The following is a 4,215-nucleotide window of genomic DNA, read 5'->3' on the forward strand; positions in this document are numbered from 1 at the left end:
GTCCGCGTCGCCACCCCCGACGCGACGTTCGCCGAACCGGGGGTCAGGTTCGGCCTGTTCGGTGCGTGGGGCGGAACCGTCCGGCTCCCGCGGGTGATGGGCGAGGGGAACGCCCTCGAGTTCGCCCTCTCGGGTCGCGTCCTCGACGCGGATGACGCGCTCCGAACCGGACTCGTCTCTCGCGTGAGTGCGGACCCCGAAGCCGTCGCCGCCGATATCGGGGCGGGAACGCCGGACGCGCTTCGCGTCGTAAAAACGCGGATCCGCGACCGCCGTGACGACGAGACCCAAGAGGCGGCCGAAGCGGCGGCGTTCGCGGACCTCGTCGAGGCACACGCGGATGCGATCCGACGATCGCGGTCGACGACCACGGAGGCGGCCGATGAGGTCGCCGACCGACGCGACGGCGGTGGCGACTCCGACACTCCTGAGTGAGCATACGCCGACGGCCCGCGGTTCGCTCGCGCCGATGTGACAGATTTAAATATCCGACGCGTTCACCTCGAATCGCGACGCACGCACCGGTAGTGTAGTGGTATCACGCAACCTTGCCATGGTTGCAACCCGAGTTCAAATCTCGGCCGGTGCACTCCTTTCAGTCGTTTCCCGAGTCTCGGCCGTGCGCTATCGTTTCCGAAAGCGGACCGTTTAACCGTGGGAGGCGGGTTCCAACGAACGAATGGTGGAGATCCTTCTGGTCGTCGGGCTCGTCGTCGCGGCGTTCGTCGGATACAATATCGGCGGCGCGACGACCGGACCGGCGTTCGGTCCCGCCGTCGGCGCGGGCGTGATTTCGAAGGCAGGAGCGGCCGCGCTGATGTCCGTGTTCTTCTTCATCGGTGCCGGGACGCTCGGTCGGCGAGTCGTGGACACGCTCGGGGAAGACCTCATCACCCAGCCCGGGGTGTTCACGCTGGAATCGAGCATCGTCGTGCTGTTCTTCATCGGCGGCGCGCTGTTCGTCGGCAACTACTTCGGTGTCCCGGCGTCGACATCCATGACGGCGGTGGGCGCGATCGCCGGACTGGGAGTCGCGACGAGCAGCCTCGATCTGGCAGTGATGGGTTCGATCGCCATCTGGTGGCTCGTCGCGCCGATCATCGGCTTCTGGGTCTCCGGGGTCGTCGGCCGGTACTTCTACCCGCGGATCAATCGGTGGGTCGCGATCGACGGCACGGAGGGGCCGCTCTTGGAGTTCGATCGGTCCGGGCTCCTTCCCCGGCCCTCGCTCGGCCCGAACACGACCCGCCGCGAGGTCGTCGGCGCGGTGGTCGTCGTCGCGATCGGGTGTTTGATGGCGTTCTCCTCGGGCACCTCGAACATCGCGAACGCCATCGCCCCTCTCGTCGGGGCGGGTGTGGTCGAGATGAACCCCATGATCGTTCTCGGGAGCGCCGCCGTCGCGGTTGGCGCGTTCACCATCGCTCGCCGGACGCTCGACACTCTCGGGAACGATATCACGGACCTCCCGTTGACAGCCGCCATCGTCGTCGCCGTCGTCTCCTCCGGGATCGTCATCGGGCTCTCCGCGATCGGGATCCCCGCCTCGTTCGTCATCATCGCGACGATGTCTATCGTCGGGCTGGGGTGGGGGCGTGCCACCCGAACGGCGACGGTCTCCGAGGGGATCCGGGGCGAGGCGGAGACTAACGTCGCGGTCAGCGCGCTGGCTGCCGACGAGCCGGGCGACGAGGTCGTCGGGATCGGCGAGGAGGATCCCGACGATATCCCGGCAGCTACCGATCTGTTCGACCCTACGACCACCGCGCGAGTGGTCGTGTTACAGAACGTCGTCCCGCTGCTTTCGACTATCGGCGCGTTCGTGACCTTTTATCTCCTGTTTGGCTTTGTCTGGTGACGACGGGCCGACCGACGCCGAGTCCCCCTACCGCCCGAAGCGACGCTGTCGGTCCTGAAAGTCGAGGACTGCACGGAGGTAGTCGCGCCTCCGAAAATCCCGCCAGTTCACGTCCGTGAAGTAGAGTTCGGCGTACACCGACTGCCAGATCGCGAAGTCGGAGAGTCGCTCCGCACCGGTTTTGACGACGAGATCGGGCTCCGTCGGGAACACGAGCCGGTCGGCGATCTCGGCCTCGTCGAGCCCGGTGTTGCCGAAGATCCCGGGTCCCGACGCGTGGTCGGTGACCGCGTGGAACGCGTGACCGCGCTCGGCCGCCGCCTCGATCATCTCCCGGATCGTGAACCCGCCGTCCGACCAGTCGGTATGGGTGTGGAGGTCGCCACGGAGGTCGGCCAGCTCGACGAGGTCGGGAAGGGTCCCGTCGGCCGCGGCCGCCACCTCTCCCGTGTCCTCGCGGAGCTCCGGGGGAACCGGGTCCATCCCCAGCGTCTCGTACACCCCGTCCTCGGTCTCGCCCGCGACGCGCTCGCCGACCCGTTGCCCGGCGTCCGGGTCGTCGACGTCGCTCACGTCGAACAGCCCGTACTCGTTGAGCTTCAGCCCGCGGTCGATCGCGCGGTTCCGCACCTCTACGTTGTGCGCCTTCGAGCCGGTGAAGTACTGGAGCGCCGCGCCGAACTCCGCGTCGTCGACGACCCGGAGGTCGACTCTCGTGCCGTTCGCGCGGACGCTCGCCTTCCCCGTGCCGGCCTCGATCGTCGCGTACGCGGCCGGCCAGTCGACGAACGCGTCGAGGATCGGCTCCCGCTCGTCGCTGGCGACGAGCAGATCGATGTCGCCGATCGTGTCCTTCCAGCGACGGATCGAGCCGCACACCTCGACGCGGGAGACGGGGTCGAGCGCCGCGAGGTACGCGAGCGCGTCGTCGGCGACGGGACGGGCGTCGCCGAGCCGGGTGCGCTTCCGTGACTCCCGTGCGAACGGGATGTTCTCCAGGATCGACTCCTCCGTCTTCGCGCCGAACCCCTTCACCTCGCGGATCTCGCCGGCCTCCGCGGCCGTCTCCATCTCGTCGAGCGTCGTGATCCCCAACGTCTCGTACAGCGTCCCGACCGTCTTCGGGCCGACGCCCTCGATCGCGGTCAGCGCCTCGATATCGGCCGGCAGCTCCGCGCGCAGCGCCTCTAGCTCCTCGATCGCTCCCGTTTCGAAGTACTCGACGATCTTCGCGGCGATAGCGTCGCCGACGCGGTCGATCTCCGCGACTGCCTCCTCGCTCTCGCCCGCGAGGTTCTCGATCGGCGCGGTGTGCTCGCGGACGTTCTCGGCCGCGCGGCGGTACGCGCTCGGCTTGTACTCGACGCCCGTCGCCTCGAGTCGGTCGGCGAACTCCTCTAAAAGGGCGGCGACCTCGTCGTTCCGGCTCATAAGCGTCGTTCGCCCGGACGATCCTTATACTGTCTGCCCGTCGGCGACACCCCCAAGTCACTGCGGGCCGATCTACGGGTGTGTCTCACGATCCCTCTCACGGCGATGCCTCCCGCGACGACATCGATCGAGACGAACCCTCCGATCGAGGCGAACCCCCACACGACGACGCCGACACCTCCGTCGACCGCAACGTCCTCGGCGGCGAGCTCCGGCCCTGCAGCACCGACCCGGTGACGGGGTACCTCCGCGACGGCCACTGCCGGGATGTCGACGGCGACGTCGGCGAACACACGCTGTGTGCGGTCCTGACGGCCGAGTTCCTGACGTACAGCCGCGACCGCGGCAACGACCTGATCACGCCGCGGCCGGAGTTCGAGTTCCCCGGGCTGAACCCCGGCGACCGCTGGTGTCTCTGTGTGGGTCGCTGGCTGGAGGCGCTGGAGGCTGGCGTCGCCCCGCCGGTCGTGTTGGAGGCGACCGACGAGTCCGTGCTTCGAGCAGTCGATCCCGACGACCTCCGGGCACACGAGTTCGACCCGGAGACGTTCGAACCGGGAACGCTCGACGGGTGATCGACAGCGAGAGGGAGGTGGGTGCTCTGTCGCTCACTCGCTCAGCCACAGCGCGGCCGCGAGCACGGCCGCGGCCCCCATCGACGCGGCCAGCAGCCCGAACGCCGGTCCGAATCCGACGAGGTCGGCGCTGATACCTACGACACCCGGCGCGAGCGCCCCCGCACCCATCAGGAGGGTTCTGACCACCCCGAGTCCCCCGCCGGCGATCCGGTCCGGCAACACCTCCATCAGGTACGCGCTCCGCACCGGCTGGAAGCCGTGCGATCCCAGCCCGAACGCCGCCACCACGACACCGAACAGCAGGGTTTCGGCATCGACGCCGCCGACGGAGCCGGTGGCCCCGACCGC

Annotated in this window: 4 protein-coding genes, 1 tRNA gene and 1 pseudogene; 4 read left to right on the forward strand and 2 right to left on the reverse strand. The window is 68.7% G+C overall.

Going from position 1 to position 4,215, the window contains the following annotated elements; all coding sequences use genetic code 11:
* The 3 genes from ACFQEU_RS12730 to ACFQEU_RS12740 form a co-directional block, all read left to right on the forward strand.
* Nucleotides 1–435: enoyl-CoA hydratase/isomerase family protein (locus ACFQEU_RS12730; RefSeq protein WP_379782718.1), on the forward strand; the 435-nt coding region annotated here is incomplete at its 5' end.
* An 83-nt stretch (nt 436–518) separates the two neighbouring features.
* Nucleotides 519–589: transfer RNA gene (locus ACFQEU_RS12735), tRNA-Gly, on the forward strand.
* A gap of 90 nt (nt 590–679) precedes the next feature.
* A complete protein-coding gene (locus ACFQEU_RS12740) occupies nt 680–1,858 on the forward strand; it encodes an inorganic phosphate transporter (protein ID WP_379782721.1) in 1,179 nt (392 codons plus the stop codon).
* A gap of 27 nt (nt 1,859–1,885) precedes the next feature.
* Here ACFQEU_RS12740 and ACFQEU_RS12745 read toward each other — a convergent pair whose 3' ends face one another.
* Nucleotides 1,886–3,289 carry an undecaprenyl diphosphate synthase family protein gene (locus ACFQEU_RS12745; RefSeq protein ID WP_379782724.1) on the reverse strand — a complete coding sequence of 468 codons (1,404 nt, stop codon included), beginning with the start codon at nt 3,287–3,289 and terminating at the stop codon, nt 1,886–1,888.
* Nucleotides 3,290–3,411: 122 nt separating this feature from the next.
* On the opposite strand from ACFQEU_RS12745, the gene ACFQEU_RS12750 reads away from it, so the two are divergent.
* On the forward strand, nt 3,412–3,864 hold the full coding sequence (locus ACFQEU_RS12750; RefSeq protein ID WP_379782727.1) for a DUF2237 family protein: 453 nt from the start codon (nt 3,412–3,414) through the stop codon (nt 3,862–3,864).
* 33 nt (nt 3,865–3,897) lie between these two features.
* Here the strand turns inward: ACFQEU_RS12750 and ACFQEU_RS12755 are convergent.
* A pseudogene (locus ACFQEU_RS12755) lies at nt 3,898–4,215 on the reverse strand (MFS transporter); the annotation flags it as partial.

Source organism: Halorubrum tibetense (assembly GCF_042661865.1).
GTDB classification, from domain to species: domain Archaea; phylum Halobacteriota; class Halobacteria; order Halobacteriales; family Haloferacaceae; genus Halorubrum; species Halorubrum tibetense.

Bases quoted from the DNA above. Each gene is read 5' to 3' on its own strand.
- ACFQEU_RS12745 (WP_379782724.1), bottom strand. From the start codon at position 3,289: ATGAGCCGGAACGACGAGGTCGCCGCCCTTTTAGAGGAGTTCGCCGAC.
- ACFQEU_RS12740 (WP_379782721.1), top strand. From the start codon at position 680: ATGGTGGAGATCCTTCTGGTCGTCGGGCTCGTCGTCGCGGCGTTCGTC.